The sequence below is a fragment of the Pseudomonas sp. NFACC16-2 genome (assembly GCF_900119205.1).
In the GTDB taxonomy this organism is placed as follows: domain Bacteria; phylum Pseudomonadota; class Gammaproteobacteria; order Pseudomonadales; family Pseudomonadaceae; genus Aquipseudomonas; species Aquipseudomonas fluorescens_Q.
On record NZ_FPIX01000050.1, the window covers coordinates 23,427 to 39,492 of the forward strand.

Genomic DNA, 16,066 nt, shown 5'->3' on the forward strand with positions numbered 1-16,066 from the left:
TGTAGGCATTACTTGTGGGAGCGAGCTCCCACAAAAGTTTGGGTCAGGGCTGTAGGTAGCGCAACACCGACTCACAAACCATCTGCCGATGCCGCTGCTTGATCGCTTCGTCCGACAAATCGATCTGAAAAATCTCACCGAATGTCTGCCGGTTGGACACCCGGTAAAAGCAGAAGGAACTGATCAGCAAGTGCACATCCAGCGGTTGCAGATCGGGACGGAACACACCCTCTTCGGCACCGCGACGCAGGATCACGCCCAGGGAATCGAGGATGGTGTTGGTCATCGCCTTGATCGCGCCGGACTGTTTCACGTACTCGGCGTTGTGGATGTTCTCGATGCAGACGATGCGCACGAAATCCACATTGCGATCGTGGTGGTCGAAGGTGAACTCCACCAGGCGCCGGATCGCATCGACCGGGGCCAGTTCCGCCAGGTGCAGGCGGCTCTCGGTGGTGCGGATGTCACCGTAGAGTTTTTCCAGCACCTCGACGTACAACTGCTCCTTGCTGCCGAAGTAGTAGTAGATCATGCGCTTTGAGGTGTGGATGCGCTCGGCGATGGCGTCGACCCGGGCACCGGCCAGGCCTTGCTGGACGAACTCGACGATGGCTTCCTGAAGAATGTTCTCCCGGGTCTTCTCCGGGTTGTTCTTGCGACTCTTGCGCGGCGTGGCGACAGGTTCGTCGAGCGCTGCGGAAAGCTCTGGATTCATAGTCATTGCGGGGCTCACGGCCATCACTGCACAGGCTGGCGATTATGGGCCGCACCGTGCACTGAAGGAAGCCACGACACGGCCCATTACCGCCACGTTTACGATTTCCCTACAACTTGGCGTGTCGCAAACCACCGCTGCGGGACTTGGCCATGGCCGCCAGGCGCACAGCGACATTGGCGGCGCCATAACCGACGTAGCCGTTCTTGCGCTGGATGATCTCGAAGAAAAACCGCCCTTCGAACGGCTCGGTGTAGACGTGGAACAGCTCACCACCCTGGGCGTCACGGTCGTACAACACGTTGAAGTAGGCCAGCTCGCTGAGGAACTCATCGTCGAAATCGAAACGCGCCGCCAGGTCGTCGTAGTAATTGAGCGGAATGTCCAGCAACGGTACGCCCGCCTCTTTGGCACGACTGACCTGAGCGAAGATGTCGTCGCAGTCGAAGGCGATGTGATGCACACCGGAGCCGCGATAACTCGACAGCGCGTGTGAGATCGCGGTGTTGCGGTTCTCGGAAATGTTCAGCGGCAAGCGGATCGTACTGCAGCGGCTGCGCAGCGCACGGCTTTTTACCAGGCCATAAGGGTCGGGCAGGACGACTTCGTCGTCGGCCTCGAAATCCAGCAGGCTCTTGTAGAACAGTACCCAACTGTCGAGGCTGTCGGCCGGCAGCGCCATCGCCATGTGGTCGATGCGCTTGAGCCCGGCCCCGATGACAGCCCCCGGCTGCAGGTTGAAATCGGTGCCGTAGACATCGGCCTGCTGGTCCACCAGATAGATCAGGCTGCCATCCGGTGCGCGCACCGCCGCCAGCTCCAGTTCATTGGGGCCTACCAACCCACGATAGGGCTGGCCTTTGTAGGCAACGGCCCGCTCCAGGGCGCTGGCGCTGTTTTTCACGCGCACGGCGGTGGCGCACAACGACGGGCCGTGGGCTTCGAAAAAATTGTGGGCGAACGAGTACGGTTCACTGTTGAGAATCAGGTTGATATCGCCCTGGCGCAGCAGGCTGACATTCTTGGAACGATGCTGGCCGGCCTTGACGAACCCCAGCCGCTCCAGCCAATGGGACAGCTTGGCGCCGAGGTTGTCGTCCACGGCGAACTCGAGGAATTCGATGCCGTCGTATTCGCTGGCCGGCGGCGTGGCGAACAGGATGTCGGTATTGCGCATGGAGGGCGCTTCTGCAGCCAGGCGCTGGCGGGTCTTTTCTTCCAGGTACAGCAACGAGCGCAGGCCGTCGGCGGCATTGGCCCGTGGCGGCGCGGCGCGGAAACCATCGTTGAAGATTTCCAGCGACAGCGGTCCGGTGTAGCCACTCTTGATGATCGGCGCCAGGAAACCCGGCAAGTCGAACTCGCCCTGCCCCGGGAAACAACGGAAGTGCCGGCTCCATTCCAGGACATCCATGGCCAGGATCGGCGCGTCGGCCATTTGCACGAAGAAGATCTTGTCACCGGGAATGTCGGCGATCGCGCTCGGATCGCCCTTGAGGGACAAGGTGTGGAAGCTGTCGAGCAACACTCCAAGGCTGGGGTGATCGGCCTGGCGCACAATGTTCCAGACCTGTTGATAGGTATTGACGTGGCGACCCCAGGCCAGCGCTTCGTAACCGATACGCAAGCCCCGCGCACCGGCCCGCTCGGCCAGCAGGCGCAGGTCATCGATCAGGATCTGTTCATCGCCGACGCTGTCGGCCGAGGCGTTGCTGCACACCAGCACCAGGTCGGTGCCCAGTTCCTGCATCAAGTCGAACTTGCGCTCGGCCCGCTCCAGATTGCGCGCCAGGCGATCACGACGGCAACCTTCGAAGTCACGAAACGGTTGGAATAAGGTGATGGCGATGCCCAGGTCGGCGCACATCTGCCTGATTTCCCGAGGGCTGCCATCGTAATAGAGAAGGTCGTTCTCGAAGATTTCCACCCCGTCAAAGCCGGCGGCGGCGATGGCTTCGAGTTTTTCCGGCAGGGTACCGCTCAAGGACACGGTGGCAATGGAACGCTGCATGACTTCGGCTCCCGGGACAGGCATCGGCTACAAAAGGTGCGCCGCTTTTTAAAGAGTCAGCCGATTATTGAGCTGCCGGTTTCTTTCAGCAATTCAATATGTACCATTCGGTTAGTTTTTTGGGCGATTATCGAACAAAATGCCGATCGCCGAATTGACGATTTTTTGCTCACTGCGCACCATCGCTCCCCACATCGACGCAAGCCCTGATCGCCGACGTCGATGGACAGACCCAGACCGACCATAAGAATTTCAAAAACGGGTACCCGCTATGATTCCTTCCCAAAGTTCCCGCCTGGCCACCGGCCTGGGTGTCTCTACCGGCGGCATCGGTGACAAGATCCGCGGCGCCATGGCCGTGGGCAAGACCCGCTGGGCTATGCTCGCCCTGGTGTTTTTTGCCACCACGCTGAACTACATCGACCGCGCCGCCCTGGGCGTGATGCAGCCGATTCTTGCCAAGGAGATGAGCTGGACGGCGATGGATTACGCCAACATCAACTTCTGGTTCCAGGTCGGTTATGCCGTCGGTTTCGTGTTGCAAGGGCGGCTGATCGACCGGATCGGCGTCAAGCGCGTGTTCTTCTGCGCCGTGCTGCTCTGGAGCCTGGCGACCGGCGCCCACGGCCTGGCCACCTCAGCGGTGGGCTTCATGGTCTGCCGCTTCATCCTCGGCCTCACCGAAGCCGCCAACTACCCGGCCTGCGTGAAGACCACACGACTGTGGTTCCCGGCGGGCGAACGGGCCGTAGCCACCGGTATCTTCAACGCAGGGACCAACGTCGGCGCGATGTTCACCCCGATGCTGTTGCCGCTGGTCCTGCACGTGTGGGGCTGGCAGGCCGCGTTCCTGTGCATGGCCGCGCTGGGCGGGATCTGGCTGTTGTTCTGGGGCCTGAAATACTTCAACCCCGAAGACCATCCCACCGTCAAACAATCGGAGCTGGACTACATCCAGGCCCAGGACGAACCGGACCAGGTCCGCGTGCCGTTCTCACGCATCCTGCGCATGCGCGGCACCTGGGCGTTCGCCCTGGCGTACTCGATCACCGCGCCGGTGTTCTGGTTCTATCTCTATTGGTTACCGCCGTTCCTGAACCAGCAGTACAACCTGGGCATCAACGTGACCCAGATGGGCATCCCGTTGATCATCATCTACCTCACCGCCGACTTCGGCAGCGTGGGCGGCGGGATCCTGTCTTCGTTCCTGATCGGTCGCGGCCTCGATCCGATCAAGGCGCGCCTGGTGTCCATGCTGTTGTTCGCCTGCTGCATCATCGGCGTGATCATGGCCGCCGGCGCAAGCAACCTGTGGATGGCGGTGTTCGCCATTTCCCTGGCCATCGGCGCGCACCAGGCCTGGACGGCCAACATCTGGAGCCTGGTCATGGACTACACGCCCAAGCACATGATGAGCACGGTGTTCGGCTTCGGCGGCATGTGCGCGGCCATCGGCGGGATGTTCATGACCCAGCTAGTGGGTCACATCCTCACCGTGACCAACAATAACTACACCGTGCTGTTCACCCTGATCCCGGCGATGTACTTCACGGCGCTGATCTGGTTGTACTTCATGGCGCCGCGCAAGGTGCCGCCCCTGGAAAACTGATTAGTCATTGAGGCAGGAACCCAACTTGTGGCGAGGGGATTTATCCCCGTTGGGCTGCGCAGCAGCCCTGAGAATCGAGAGTGCGGTGCATCTGGCTCACCGCATTCTTATGGTTTTGGGGCTGCTGCGCAGCCCAGCGGGGCGGTGCGACGTTTCGCTAAATCCCCTCGCCACACAGCGATCATTCCCGGTCCGAACAGATCCGGTCACTTGCGCCGCTGTTGCCACGCCGCCGCCAACCCACTCAAGCAGATCAGGGCGATGCCCACCACGGTGGTCAGCGTCGGCGTATGGTTGAACAGCAACCAGCCCAGCAGCCCGGCAAACACGATCTGGCAATACCCGAACGGCGCAAGCAGCGCCGGGGCGGCAAAGCGGAAGGCCTGGGTCAGCATCAAGTGCGCCGTCATCCCGCAGGCGCCCAGCGCCAGCATCATCGCTCCGTGCAACAGGCTCGGCACTTGCCAGAAGAACGGCACCAACGCGCTCATCACCAGGGTGTTGCACAGGCCGGCGAAGAAGTTGCTGGTGGTCGGGCTGTCGATCTCGCTGAGCTTTCGCGTGAGCAGTTGGTAGAAACAGAAGAACAGCGCCGAACAGAACGGCAATATCACCGCCGGGGTAAACAGATCGCCACCGGGATGAACGATGATCAGCACCCCGATAAAACCGAAGATCACCGCGACCCATTGCCCGCGTGTCACGTGTTCGCCCAGCAATGGCACCGACAACGCGGTGACCAGCACAGGCGCGAGAAAGTTGACCGCCGTCGCCTCGGCCAGCGGGATATACAACAGCGCCGTGGTGAAGAACAGACTGGTGCCCAGCAGGCACAGCGCCCGGCCCAGTTGCCACAAAGGACGCTTGGTCCGCAGCACCCGCAGCCCCGAGCGCGGCAGGAAAATACCCGCCATCAACAACGTGTGAACCACGTAACGTGCCCAGACCACCATGATGATCGGGTAGAAACCCGAGAGATATTTTGACAAGGCGTCATGACTGGAGAACAGAAACGTCGCCACCAGAATAAGCAGGATGCCCTTGAAAGCCTGATTGACGCCGGAAAGCGGAGTGCTGACGGTCATGTAGGAATCCTGCGTTGCGTGATGTGGGGAGCAAGGCTTGCCTGTGGCGGACGAGACCGCACTCAGCTGAACAATTCCGAGGCCTGGCTGGCTTGCGATAACTCCTCGGCAAACGCCAGCAAGGTCGGTGCCAGCTCATGCAACCGCGCCCGCGTCATCCGTGCGCTGGGACCGGCGACACTCAACACGCCGATGACCCGGCCGTCCAATGGATGACGGACCACAGCGGCAATGGCCGACGTGCCGATCGCCGAGCTTTCCTCGACACAGGCATACCCGTGTTCGCGGGCCTGGTGCAGGTACTGGAGCAGTTCAGCCGGGCTGCGTGGCGCGTTTGGCCCGGCGTCCTCCGGCACTTGCACGGCCTGGCGCGCCACCAGCGCCAACGCCTCGGCGTCACTCATGCAAGCCAGCCAGGCATGTCCCGATGCGGTATAGGACAACGGCGTCTCACGCCCCATGTCCGGGTCGTAGCGCAAGCCGGAACGGGCCCCCTGAGATTTGGCGATCCAGGTCTGGCACTCCCCTTCGATGACACCCAGACGCACCAGTTCACCCGTTTCCTGCGCCAGGCGATCGAGCACTGGCTGGACGATATCGGCACCGCTTCGCGACAGATAACGAAAGCCCATGGCGACCAGGCGGGTCGACAAGTGATAACGCAGGTTTTCGGGATTCTGGCGTACATAGCCCAGGCGCATCAGTTCGGCGAGCAAACGGTGGGTGGCACTCTTGGGAATTTGCAACTGTTCGGCCAAGCCTAACAGCGGCCAGCCGCGAGGGTCGCTGGCGAGGCTTTCCAGCACATTGAAAACTCGTTCGATTTGACTGCCGGCCATGGGCGATCCAAAGATAAGTTGGTCGATTCTAGAATATGCGAAGTGTAATGCAAATTCTGGAACCGGTGCGCCATTCATTCATGCCCTGATGAACCAAACCCCGCGCCGGTTGCCTGAAAGCTCAGGCATCACGCGCATCCTGACGCCTCAAAAGCTAGACTCACCGCAACGGCAGTACAGTGACACCCCGGTCAATCAGAGGAACGCCCACATGTTATGGAAAAAAGGTCGCCGCAGTGACAACGTGGTGGACGCTCGCGGTGACGGTGGCGGCGGTGGCGGGATGCGTTTCGGCGGCGGCAAGGGCTTGAGCCTGACGGCCGTCCTCCTGATCGTCGGCATCGGCTGGATCACCGGCCAGGACCCAATGCAGATTCTCGGGCAACTGGCCGGGCAGATGGATCAATCCGCACCCACCTCTTCACAGACCCGCCAGGCACCGCCGGCCAACGATGAACAGGCCGAGTTCGTGCGCTCGATCCTCGGCGATACCGAAGACACCTGGGGCCAGGTGTTCCAGCAGGCCGGACGCCAATACCAACAACCGAAACTGGTGTTGTTCAGTGGTCGGGTCAACTCGGCCTGCGGCCTGGCCTCGTCGGCGACCGGTCCGTTCTATTGCCCGGCAGACCGCCAGGTCTACCTGGACATGAGTTTCTTCAAGGAAATGTCCCAACGCTTCGCCGCCGCCGGGGACTTCGCCCAGGCCTACGTCATTGCCCACGAAGTCGGACACCATGTGCAGACGCTGCTCGGCGTGTCGGCGAAAATCCAGGAAGCGCGTCAGCAAGGCCGGCAGATGGAGGGCGATGGTGGCTTGTTGGTACGCCAGGAATTGCAGGCCGATTGCCTGGCTGGTGTATGGGCCAACCATGCGCAAAAACGCCTGAACTGGCTTGAGCCGGGAGACATCGAGGAAGCCTTGAACGCCGCCAATGCCATCGGCGATGACCGCTTGCAGCAACAAGGCCAGGGCCGCGTGGTGCCGGACTCCTTCACCCACGGCACGTCGGCGCAGCGAGTGCGCTGGTTCAAGACCGGGTTCGCCCAGGGGCAGGTCAGCCAGTGCGACACGTTTGCGGCGAAAACCCTGTAGATGAAGTGGGGGACGTTGGTCGGGCTGGTGCTGTGCTGCGCCGTTGCCCAGGCCGAGGAACACGGCGTCAACGTGGTCGCCCAAGGGCGACTGCAGTTCAAGGGCGGCGCCATGGCCGTCGGCGTCAGCCCCGCGCCAGCGTCCATCCAGCGCGTGTTGATCATCCTCCACGGTCGGCTGCGCAATGCCGACACCTACCTGCACAGCGCGGAAAAGGCCGCCGGGCAGGCCGGGCAACTGGGTACCACCCTGATCATCGCCCCGCAGTTTCTCAACGAACAGGACGTGGCGCGCCATCAATTGCCCAATGACCTCCTGCGCTGGCAAGGCAACGACTGGATGGCCGGTGGCTTATCCACAGGGCCCCATCCAATCAGTTCCTTCCAGGTACTCGACGACATCGTTGCGCGAGTCAGTGACCGACAGCAGTTTCCCGAAGTGAAAGAGATCGTCATCGCCGGCCATTCCGGTGGCGCCCAGGTCGTGCAGCGCTATGCCCTGCTCGCCCATGGCCAATACCGGGTCAGCCCACGTTTTGTCATTGCCAACCCGTCGTCCTATGCCTACCTCGATGCGCAACGGCCCATGGCTTTCGACCCTGCCGGTTGCCCTGGCTTCAATCATTGGAAGTACGGCCTGCAGAACCTGCCAGCCTACGCGGCGGGGCAAACACCCGCGCAACTGGAAGATAACTACGTCAAGCGCGACATCGTCTATTTGCTCGGACAACAAGACACCGACCCGGAACATCCGGCGCTGGATAAAGGCTGCGAAGCACAAACCCAGGGGCCGTATCGGTTACTGCGCGGGCATTTCTTTTTTGACTACCTGACCCGGCGTCATCCCGAGGGGTTGAACCAGCGGCTGATCGAAGTGCCGGGGGTTGGGCATAACGGAGATGGGATGTTGACTTCGCCTGAGGGGCTGAAGGTGTTGTTTGGTCAATAAGTTTTGTCGCGAATGACAGGGACTTATCGCGAGCTTGCTCGCGATAGCGATCGATCAGTCAACCCAGCGCTCAAGCCAACAGCATCCGCCGCAACTCCCCACAATCGCGTGCATGCCAATCCGCCAGCTCCGGCCACGGATTGTCCGGCAGGTTCACCAGCACAGTCCGTGCGCCCGCCGCACGCCCGCAGTCCAGGTCAAAGCGGTAATCGCCCACCATCACCATCGCCTCGGGCGCCACGTTCCAGGCCTCGGCCAACTTCAACAGGCCACCGGGATGGGGCTTGGGCGGTGCTTCGTCGCGGCCCAGCACATCCTCCACGGCGAAACAGTCCGCCAGGCCGATGGCTTCGAGGGTGACGTGGGCCAGCTCGCGGGCGTTACGGGTGAGGATGCCCAGGCGATAACCGCGCCCAGCCAGCTCCCGCACCAGCTCAACCGCCCCCGACGCTGGCCTGGAGCCCAGCGCCAGGTCCCGTTCATGCTCCAGCAGCCAAGCATGCTTGGCCGCCGCCTCATCCGCCGGTAACGCGGCCAAATGGGTCAGGATGTCGTCTTCGGCCGGAATCGCCAGGGCCACGCGAATCGCCGCGAAATCATGCACGGCGATCGTCAGCGTGCCATCCATGTCGAACACCCAGTGACGAACCTCGGCCAGGCTCATGCCCAGTCCTTGCGATGGCGAATCAGGCCTTCCTGGGTGACCGAGGCCACCAGTTGTCCGGCGCGGTTGAACACGCTGCCACGGGAGAACCCGCGGGAGTTGCCGGCCCACGGGCTGTCCATGGCGTAGAGCAACCAGTCATCGGCGCGCAGGTCGGCATGGAACCACAAGGCGTGATCGAGGCTGGCGACCTGCATGTCTTTGTGCCACACCGATTTGCCGTGGGGCAGCAGCGAAGTGGTCAACAAGCCGAAGTCCGACGCGTAGGCCAGCAGGTATTTGTGCAAGGCCGGCGAATCCGCCAGGGCGCCATCGGCACGGAACCACACGTATTTCACCGGGTCGGCCGGTTGCGGGTTGTAAGGATCTTTTTCGGTGACAGGGCGAACCTCGATCGGCTTGGGGCACAGCAGTTTTTCGCGCATGTGCTCAGGCAGCAAGTGCGCACGTTGCTGGGTCAGTTCCAGCTCGGACGGCAGGTTCTCCGGCCCGACGACTTGCGGCATGCTGCTCTGGTGCTCGAAGCCCTCTTCGTCGTACTGGAACGAGGCACTGCAAGTGAAAATCGGGTTGCCCTTCTGGATCGCCGTCACCCGGCGCGTGCTGAAACTGCCACCGTCACGCACCCGGTCCACCTGGTAGACCACCGGCAACGCCGCGTCGCCCGGACGCAGGAAATAACCGTGCATCGAATGCACATGGCGCGCCTCTTCCACGGTCTGGCTGGCCGCCGACAACGACTGGCCCAGGACCTGGCCGCCGAACAACTGGCGAAACCCCAGGTCCTGGCTACGCCCGCGAAACAGGTTCTCTTCGATCGCTTCCAGGGTCAGCAGGTCGACCAGATCTTCCAACACGTGGCTCATTCAGACTTTCCTCACACAGCGCAAAAACCGCGCAGGCTATGCTGCGGCGGCGGATCGATAGTGGCCCGGGCCATTTTGGCGGGCATTGTAAACGTCCGTGTCGGCTAACCGTGCAGGGTCTGTAGCCACTGCTCACGATTGATGCGATAGAGCACATGGTGACGCAATGGATGACCGACCGCGAGTGTCGGGTGTTCGAAATCGTCAGCCGGATCATGCTGCATGCCGATGGCCTGCATGACCTTTTGCGACGGCAAGTTATCCACGGCGGTGAACGCCACCACTTCGTCCAGCTTCAACTGGTCGAAGGCACAACGCAGGGCGGTCCAGGCCGCTTCGCTGGCATACCCCAGGCCCCAGTGCTCCCGGGCCAGGCGCCAGCCAATTTCGATGGCCGGTGTGAAAGGCGCATCGAACCCGACCACACCCAGCCCGGTGAAGCCAATGAAAGCGCCAGTGTCCTTGCGCTCCAGGGCCCACAAACCAAAACCATGCTCGGCGAAATGCCCTCGCACGCGGCCAATCAGGGCGGCGCTTTCCAGGCGACTCAGGCGCGCCGGGAAATACCGCATCACCTGCGGGTCGGCGCACATGGCGGCAAATTCCGGCAAATCATCATCGCGCCACTGCCGCAACAGCAGCCGTGCGCTTTCCAGTTCCAGTATCGGCTCCATTTTCACTCCCCTTCCATGCCCCAGAGTCTACATCGCTGGTAGGATCCGTCACTCAATCACCGCTGAAAACACCATGCCACTGCCGCTGATCTATCACGAAGACTACAGCCCCGAGTTCCCGCCGGACCATCGCTTCCCCATGGACAAGTTTCGCCTGTTGCGCGATCACCTGGTGGACAGCGGCCTGACCCGCGATGCGGATCTGCTGCGCCCGTCGCTATGTCCCCCGGACATCCTCGCCCTGGCCCACGACCGCGCTTATATCGAACGCTACATGGGCGGCGAGTTGTCTGGTGAAGACCAACGGCGACTCGGCCTGCCCTGGAGCGAAGCCCTGGCCCGCCGAACGGTGCGCGCGGTGGGCGGCTCGCTGCTGGCCGCCGAACAGGCCCTTGAACACGGACTGGCCTGCCACCTGGCTGGCGGCACTCATCACGCCCATTACGACCACCCGGCCGGGTTCTGCATTTTCAATGACCTGGCGGTGATCAGCCGCTATTTCCTGGCCAGCGGTCGGGTCTCACGAGTGCTTATTTTCGACTGCGACGTGCACCAAGGCGACGGCACCGCCCGAATACTCCATGACACCCCGGACGCCGTGACAGTTTCCTTGCACTGCGAAAAGAATTTTCCTGCACGCAAGGCCCAAAGCGATTGGGACATTCCCCTGCCGATGGGCATGGAGGACGCCGCTTATCTGAAGGTGGTGGACGATGCGCTCAACTACTTGCTGCCGCTCTATCAGCCGGACCTGGTGCTGTATGACGCCGGCGTCGACGTGCACAAGGATGACGCCCTCGGTTACTTGAAGCTGACCGATGCAGGCCTCGCCGCCCGGGACGAAAGCGTTATGCGCCATTGCCTGGGGCGGGACATCCCGGTGGTCGGCGTGATCGGCGGCGGCTACAGCAAGGACCGCCAGGCCCTGGCCCGCCGCCACGGGATCCTGCACCACAGCGCACAAAAGGTCTGGGCGTCATCAGGTTGTCATTGAAGTCTGGGCGCGTTACCCACAATGCCTGTGGAGCGGCCTGTGGATAACCTGAGTGAAATGGCCTACAGGCTATGTCGCTTATAGCGTGCGAACGCTTGGCTATTTTTTGATCACCACCGCTCCCGCAGGAGTTTGTGCTGATAGAATGCGCCGCTTATTCCACAGCCCCACAATTTGCCATGACCCAAGCCGCCAAGCCCTCCACCCCAAACGTCACCATCATCGGCGGCGGCCCCGCCGGCCTGATGGCGGCCGAGGTGTTGAGCCAGGCCGGGATCCAGGTCGACCTGTACGACGGCATGCCATCTGTAGGCAGGAAGTTTCTGCTGGCGGGTGTCGGCGGTATGAACATCACCCACTCGGAAGCTTTTCCGGCCTTTCTGTCCCGTTACGCCGAACGCGCGCCGAACCTCGCCCCCTTGCTGCGGGCCTTCGGCGCGGATGAGTTGTGTACATGGATTCACGGGCTGGGCATCGACACCTTCGTCGGCAGCTCCGGACGGGTGTTTCCTACCGACATGAAAGCCGCCCCGCTGCTGCGCGCCTGGCTCAAGCGCCTGCGCGATGCGGGCGTGACGATTCACACCCGCCATCGCTGGCTTGGCTGGCACCCCGACGGCAGCCTGAGGATCGCAGCGCCAGAGGGCGAAAAAACCCTGCAACCCGACGCGACGTTGCTGGCGCTGGGCGGCGGCAGTTGGTCACGGCTGGGCTCCGATGGCGCCTGGATGTTGCCATTGGAACAGCGCGGTGTAGTCCTTGCGCCTTTGCAACCGAGCAATTGCGGATTCGAAGTGCAGGCCTGGAGCGATCTGATGGTCAGCAAATTCGCTGGCGCCCCGCTGAAAAACATCGCCATCGGCCTGAACGACGATGCACCGCGCCTCGGCGAATGCGTGATCACCGCCACCGGCATCGAAGGCAGCCTGATCTATGCCCTGTCGGCAGCGATTCGCGAAGCCATCAACCAACACGGCAGCGCGACCATTCATCTGGATCTGCTGCCAGGCCGACCTGTGGATAAAATCCAGCAAGCCCTGAGCAAGCCTCGCGGCTCGCGCTCAATGGCCAAGCACTTGCACAGCCAGTTGGGGATCGACGGGGTCAAGGCTGCGCTGTTGCGCGAACTCACGCCAGCTGATTGCTTTGCTGAGCCGGCGCGCCTGGCCCAGGCGATCAAGGCCTTGCCATTATCCCTGGTGAAAACCCGCCCGTTGGATGAAGCCATCAGCAGCGCCGGTGGTGTGACCTTCGAAGCCCTGGACGAACGCCTGATGCTCAAGCAGATACCCGGCGTGTTCTGCGCCGGGGAAATGCTCGACTGGGAAGCGCCCACCGGCGGCTACCTGCTCACGGCCTGTTTTGCCAGTGGCCGGGCGGCGGGGTTGGGGATGCTGGAATTCTTGAGAAGGTGATCGTTCCCATGCTCTGCGTGGGAATGCAGCCCGGGACGCTCCGCGTCCCAAAGCCGAACGCGGAGCGTCCGTAGAGGCGTTTCCACGCAGAGCGTGGGAACGATCATCGGTCAGTGAACTATCAGGGTTTCTTTTTACGCGGCCCGGTATTGAACACCGGTACTTTGCGCACCGGCTTGACCGAAGGCTCCACCGGCGCAGCGTCGCCGCTGTCCACCCACTTGCCCAGGTTTCGCTTGCCGCCGCCACCGGAGGTTTTCGGTTTCTTCGGCTTTTTCGGTTTCTTGATCACCTGGCCGCTGGCATCGGTGTCGGGCACACGGTGCTCAGGCTCGAAGTCTTGTTCCATCTGGCGAGGCAAAGTCTGACGGGTCAACATCTCGATGGCTGACAGCAAATTCACTTCATCGGCGCAGACCAGGGAGATTGCCTGCCCTGTAGCGCCCGCCCGGCCGGTACGACCGATACGGTGGATGTAGTCCTCGGCCACGATCGGCAGGTCGAAGTTCACCACCAACGGCAAATCTTCGATATCCAAGCCACGGGCAGCGACGTCGGTCGCCACCAGGATCTGCACTTCGCTGGCCTTGAAGCGGTCCAGTGCGCGCTGGCGGGTGGCCTGAGGTTTGTCACCGTGGATGCCGTCGGCGTTGACGCCCAGGCCCTGGAGTTTTTCCACCAGCGCATCGACGCCGTTGCGGGTCTTGGCAAAAACCAGCACCTGCTTCCACTTGTGCTTGCGCATCAAATGCACGAACAATTCCGGCTTACGCTTCTTGTCCACCGTCACCACCCATTGCTTGACGGTGTTGGCGGCGACGTTGCGCGGGCTCACTTCAATGCTCAGCGGATCGTTGAGCATCTGCCCGGCCAGCAGGCGGATCGCGTCGGAGAAGGTCGCCGAAAACAGCAGGGTCTGGCGCTTCTTCGGCAGGGCCTTGTAGATATTCGCCAGCTCCTCGGAGAAGCCCAGATCGAGCATGCGGTCGGCTTCGTCCAGCACCAGGGTCTGCAACTGGTTGAACTTCAGTGCATTCTGGCGGAACAGGTCGAGCAGACGCCCTGGCGTGGCGACCAGCAGGTCGACGCCTTTGCGCAACTTCATCATCTGCGGGTTGATGCTGACACCGCCGTACACGGCGTAGGTGCTCAGCGGCAGGTTTTGCGCGTATTGACGCACGCTTTCATGGACCTGCTCGGCCAGCTCACGGGTCGGCACCAGGATCAGCGCTCGCACCGAGTTGGCCGCGACCTTCGGCCCTTCGGTGGTCAGCAACTGCAGCAGCGGCACGGCGAAACCGGCGGTCTTGCCGGTGCCTGTCTGGGCCGCGGCCATCAGGTCGCGACCGGCCAGCACCGCCGGCATGGCTTGGGCCTGCACCGGGGTCGGGGTCTGGTAGCCAAGCGTCTCGAGGGCGCGCAGCAAGGGTTCGATCAGGCCAAGGGTGGCGAAAGTCATGGAGGTACCGTAGGAAAAATCAGCGCAAGGTGTGCAATGCGCGGCAGTTTACCCTAAATCAGGAAGCGGCCGGCGCAGGCTTGGGTTTGCGCCACTGCGGCAAACCGATCAACACCACGGCGCTGATGATCACCAACATCGCCACACTTTCTTCAGCGCCAATGGTTTCACCCGCGAACACGATCCCCAGCAACACCGCCACGGCTGGGTTGACGTAGGCATAACTGGTGGCCGCCGCCGGGCGCACATGCTTGAGCAGGTACATGTAGGCATTGAAGGCAACGATCGAGCCGAAGCAGGTCAGGTAAGCCAAGGCAAACCAACCTTCCAGCGGCGGCATGCTGTCCAGGTGCTCGCCGCTGGTCACACTGCCGATCAACAGCACCACACCGCCTATCAGCATTTCCACGGCACTGGCCATCGCCCCTGCCGGCAACGGCAAGTGTTTGCTCAGCACCGAACCGAAGGCCCAGGAGGCCGCCGCGAATACCAGCAAGGTCGCACCCAACGGGCTGGACTGCAGATTGGAGCCCAGGTTGAGCATCGCGATGCCAATCAACCCCAATACAATGCCCGCCCATTCCAGACGCGTGTTACGCGCGCCCCAGAAATATCCGCAGAGCAAGGTAAACAAAGGCACCGTCGCCACGGCCAACGCCGCCACCCCGGACGCCACGCCCGTGTGCTCGGCCACACTGACCGCGCCGTTACCGAAACTGAGCAACAGCACGCCGATGATAGCCCCGGCCTTCCATTGCGCCCAGGTCGGCGCCGGTGCCCCGCGCCAGCGCAGGAAGCCGTACATCAGCGAACCGGCCAGCACAAAACGAATCCCGGCCAGCAACAGCGGCGGCCAATGCTCCACACCGATGCGAATCACCAGGTAGGTCGAACCCCAGATGACGTACAAGGCAAAAAAGGCAGCAATCAATGGCAAGGGAAAACGGCGTGGGCCAGGCATGTTCAGCTCGAAGTCAGGACAATGAGAGTCGCTATTCTAGAAAGGCGACAGACGGAAAATAAGTTACAAAACCTGTTTATCCCACCCATACACTTTTCAAAACATGGAGATTGGCGCTATAAACCGCGCTTTCGAAAGTCACGCCACTTGGAAGCCAATACATGGATAAATACGACCGCATGCTGCTCGCCGCCCTGCTGGAAAACGGTCGTGCGTCCTACGCCGAACTGGCCCGTAAAGTGAACCTGTCAGCCCCGGCCGTGGCCGAGCGGGTCAGCAAACTGGAAGCCAGCGGCGTCATCACCGGTTATCAAGCCAAAGTCGACATGGCGAAGATCGGCCTGCCGGTGCAGTGCGTCATTGAATTGCGGATGAACCAGCACGGCAACCAGAAGACCTACGACGAACTGTGCAAGATCCCGCAACTGACCGAGTGCCATCGGGTGACAGGCGACCCGTGCGTGATCATGCAAGCGGCGGTGGGCTCGATGCCGGAACTGGAAGAGCTGATCAACCGCATCGCCAAGTTCGGCTTCAGCAAGACCTCGATCGTGTTGTCCAGCGCCATTGAAAAGCGCGTGCCGTTGGGACAGTTGGAAGGCAATGGGAAATAACCGTCAACCTTGACCAGATCATTCCCACGCTCTGCGCGGGAATGCAGCCCGGGACGCTCTGCGTCCCATCAAGAGCCGAACGCAGAGCGTCCGTTGAGGCATTCCCACGCGGAGCA

General features: G+C 61.9%; 15 protein-coding genes. 6 read left to right on the forward strand and 9 right to left on the reverse strand.

The window, feature by feature from the left end; translation table 11 throughout:
• Positions 1 to 43: 43 nt before the first annotated feature.
• Complete coding sequence (locus BT116_RS26600) at positions 44 to 721, reverse strand: TetR/AcrR family transcriptional regulator (RefSeq protein WP_072348460.1); 678 nt, start codon at positions 719 to 721, stop codon at positions 44 to 46.
• A gap of 103 nt (positions 722 to 824) precedes the next feature.
• The gene (gene quiC, locus BT116_RS26605; RefSeq protein ID WP_072348462.1) at positions 825 to 2,726 is read right to left on the reverse strand and encodes a 3-dehydroshikimate dehydratase QuiC; all 1,902 of its coding nucleotides are present in this window, start codon (positions 2,724 to 2,726) and stop codon (positions 825 to 827) included.
• Positions 2,727 to 2,997: 271 nt separating this feature from the next.
• Between quiC and BT116_RS26610 the strand changes: the two genes are divergently transcribed.
• On the forward strand, positions 2,998 to 4,335 hold the full coding sequence (locus tag BT116_RS26610) for an MFS transporter (RefSeq protein ID WP_072348464.1): 1,338 nt from the start codon (positions 2,998 to 3,000) through the stop codon (positions 4,333 to 4,335).
• 206 nt (positions 4,336 to 4,541) lie between these two features.
• On the opposite strand, the gene BT116_RS26615 is transcribed toward BT116_RS26610, so the two are convergent.
• A complete protein-coding gene (locus BT116_RS26615) occupies positions 4,542 to 5,420 on the reverse strand; it encodes a DMT family transporter (RefSeq protein WP_072348466.1) in 879 nt (292 codons plus the stop codon).
• Between the two features lie 62 nt (positions 5,421 to 5,482).
• Positions 5,483 to 6,259: an IclR family transcriptional regulator gene (locus BT116_RS26620; RefSeq protein WP_072348468.1), complete on the reverse strand. Its 777-nt coding sequence runs from the start codon at positions 6,257 to 6,259 to the stop codon at positions 5,483 to 5,485.
• 211 nt (positions 6,260 to 6,470) lie between these two features.
• Here BT116_RS26620 and BT116_RS26625 point away from each other — a divergent pair, with 211 nt between their 5' ends.
• Both BT116_RS26625 and BT116_RS26630 read left to right on the forward strand, forming a co-directional pair.
• Positions 6,471 to 7,355 (forward strand): KPN_02809 family neutral zinc metallopeptidase, encoded by an 885-nt coding sequence (locus BT116_RS26625; protein ID WP_003205817.1) that lies wholly within the window; start codon positions 6,471 to 6,473, stop codon positions 7,353 to 7,355.
• A complete protein-coding gene (locus tag BT116_RS26630) occupies positions 7,356 to 8,303 on the forward strand; it encodes an alpha/beta hydrolase (RefSeq protein ID WP_072348470.1) in 948 nt (315 codons plus the stop codon). It begins immediately after the preceding gene.
• Positions 8,304 to 8,373: 70 nt separating this feature from the next.
• Here the strand turns inward: BT116_RS26630 and BT116_RS26635 are convergent, their stop codons facing one another.
• The 3 genes from BT116_RS26635 to BT116_RS26645 all read right to left on the reverse strand — a co-directional run bounded on the left by BT116_RS26635 (position 8,374) and on the right by BT116_RS26645 (position 10,507).
• On the reverse strand, positions 8,374 to 8,967 hold the full coding sequence (locus tag BT116_RS26635) for an HAD family hydrolase (protein ID WP_072348471.1): 594 nt from the start codon (positions 8,965 to 8,967) through the stop codon (positions 8,374 to 8,376).
• Positions 8,964 to 9,833 (reverse strand): acyl-CoA thioesterase II, encoded by an 870-nt coding sequence (tesB, locus tag BT116_RS26640; RefSeq protein WP_072348473.1) that lies wholly within the window; start codon positions 9,831 to 9,833, stop codon positions 8,964 to 8,966. The genes BT116_RS26635 and tesB overlap by 4 nt, the downstream gene beginning before the upstream one ends.
• 104 nt (positions 9,834 to 9,937) lie before the next feature.
• Positions 9,938 to 10,507, reverse strand: coding sequence for a GNAT family N-acetyltransferase (locus tag BT116_RS26645; protein WP_063324264.1), 570 nt, complete (start codon positions 10,505 to 10,507; stop codon positions 9,938 to 9,940).
• A gap of 73 nt (positions 10,508 to 10,580) precedes the next feature.
• On the opposite strand from BT116_RS26645, the gene BT116_RS26650 reads away from it, so the two are divergent.
• On the forward strand, positions 10,581 to 11,501 hold the full coding sequence (locus BT116_RS26650) for a histone deacetylase family protein (RefSeq protein ID WP_072348475.1): 921 nt from the start codon (positions 10,581 to 10,583) through the stop codon (positions 11,499 to 11,501).
• Positions 11,502 to 11,680: 179 nt separating this feature from the next.
• Positions 11,681 to 12,916 (forward strand): TIGR03862 family flavoprotein, encoded by a 1,236-nt coding sequence (locus BT116_RS26655; RefSeq protein WP_072348477.1) that lies wholly within the window; start codon positions 11,681 to 11,683, stop codon positions 12,914 to 12,916.
• 121 nt (positions 12,917 to 13,037) lie between these two features.
• Here BT116_RS26655 and BT116_RS26665 read toward each other — a convergent pair whose 3' ends face one another.
• Together BT116_RS26665 and yedA are read right to left on the reverse strand one after the other, a co-directional pair.
• Positions 13,038 to 14,375 (reverse strand): RNA helicase RhlE1, encoded by a 1,338-nt coding sequence (locus BT116_RS26665; protein ID WP_072348481.1) that lies wholly within the window; start codon positions 14,373 to 14,375, stop codon positions 13,038 to 13,040.
• Positions 14,376 to 14,433: 58 nt separating this feature from the next.
• Positions 14,434 to 15,336, reverse strand: coding sequence for a drug/metabolite exporter YedA (yedA, locus tag BT116_RS26670; protein ID WP_072348483.1), 903 nt, complete (start codon positions 15,334 to 15,336; stop codon positions 14,434 to 14,436).
• Between the two features lie 161 nt (positions 15,337 to 15,497).
• On the opposite strand from yedA, the gene BT116_RS26675 reads away from it, so the two are divergent.
• The gene (locus tag BT116_RS26675; protein WP_025215612.1) at positions 15,498 to 15,950 is read left to right on the forward strand and encodes an Lrp/AsnC family transcriptional regulator; all 453 of its coding nucleotides are present in this window, start codon (positions 15,498 to 15,500) and stop codon (positions 15,948 to 15,950) included.
• The last annotated feature ends 116 nt before the right edge of the window (positions 15,951 to 16,066 follow it).

Coding starts and splice junctions, on each gene's coding strand:
- BT116_RS26600 (WP_072348460.1), bottom strand. CDS start 721: ATGACTATGAATCCAGAGCTTTCCGCAGCGCTCGACGAACCTGTCGCC.
- quiC (WP_072348462.1), bottom strand. CDS start 2,726: ATGCAGCGTTCCATTGCCACCGTGTCCTTGAGCGGTACCCTGCCGGAA.
- BT116_RS26610 (WP_072348464.1), top strand. CDS start 2,998: ATGATTCCTTCCCAAAGTTCCCGCCTGGCCACCGGCCTGGGTGTCTCT.
- BT116_RS26615 (WP_072348466.1), bottom strand. CDS start 5,420: ATGACCGTCAGCACTCCGCTTTCCGGCGTCAATCAGGCTTTCAAGGGC.
- BT116_RS26620 (WP_072348468.1), bottom strand. CDS start 6,259: ATGGCCGGCAGTCAAATCGAACGAGTTTTCAATGTGCTGGAAAGCCTC.
- BT116_RS26625 (WP_003205817.1), top strand. CDS start 6,471: ATGTTATGGAAAAAAGGTCGCCGCAGTGACAACGTGGTGGACGCTCGC.
- BT116_RS26630 (WP_072348470.1), top strand. CDS start 7,356: ATGAAGTGGGGGACGTTGGTCGGGCTGGTGCTGTGCTGCGCCGTTGCC.
- BT116_RS26635 (WP_072348471.1), bottom strand. CDS start 8,967: ATGAGCCTGGCCGAGGTTCGTCACTGGGTGTTCGACATGGATGGCACG.
- tesB (WP_072348473.1), bottom strand. CDS start 9,833: ATGAGCCACGTGTTGGAAGATCTGGTCGACCTGCTGACCCTGGAAGCG.
- BT116_RS26645 (WP_063324264.1), bottom strand. CDS start 10,507: ATGGAGCCGATACTGGAACTGGAAAGCGCACGGCTGCTGTTGCGGCAG.
- BT116_RS26650 (WP_072348475.1), top strand. CDS start 10,581: ATGCCACTGCCGCTGATCTATCACGAAGACTACAGCCCCGAGTTCCCG.
- BT116_RS26655 (WP_072348477.1), top strand. CDS start 11,681: ATGACCCAAGCCGCCAAGCCCTCCACCCCAAACGTCACCATCATCGGC.
- BT116_RS26665 (WP_072348481.1), bottom strand. CDS start 14,375: ATGACTTTCGCCACCCTTGGCCTGATCGAACCCTTGCTGCGCGCCCTC.
- yedA (WP_072348483.1), bottom strand. CDS start 15,336: ATGCCTGGCCCACGCCGTTTTCCCTTGCCATTGATTGCTGCCTTTTTT.
- BT116_RS26675 (WP_025215612.1), top strand. CDS start 15,498: ATGGATAAATACGACCGCATGCTGCTCGCCGCCCTGCTGGAAAACGGT.